The following is a 288-nucleotide window of genomic DNA, read 5'->3' as shown; positions in this document are numbered from 1 at the left end:
GCTGCAGCGGCGCGGTGCTGTTGTAGTGCGGGTGTTCCAGGTTGTAATCGAGATCCGGATGGTCAAGCTGCGCCACCGCGAACGACTGGCTGAACATCGAGGCCCGGTCGGTCCAGAACTTCTGCCAGCGCAGGAAGGTAGCCGTATTCTCCGCCGACGGATGCAGGATGGCGTTGTTCAGCGCCTCCTTCGTGTAGCCTTTCAGCACGTCAGCCTGCTCGCTGGGTGACAGCCGGCTGAAGTCCGGCACCTGCGGCGCGGGCTGAGGCTTCGGCGCAGGGGGATCGG

The 288-nt window shown here is 64.9% G+C and carries 1 protein-coding gene; it reads right to left on the bottom strand.

Annotated features, from left to right (window positions below; all coding sequences use genetic code 11):
• On the bottom strand, positions 1-288 hold a 288-nt coding region (traF, locus tag CBW22_RS25720; protein ID WP_176428208.1), incomplete at both ends, for a conjugal transfer protein TraF.

Origin of the sequence: Pantoea sp. VS1 (assembly GCF_002207995.1) — a bacterium.
Lineage (GTDB): Bacteria > Pseudomonadota > Gammaproteobacteria > Enterobacterales > Enterobacteriaceae > Pantoea > Pantoea dispersa.
The sequence above is the reverse complement of the archived record's forward strand: the minus strand, read 5'-3'. Positions and strand labels throughout refer to the sequence as shown.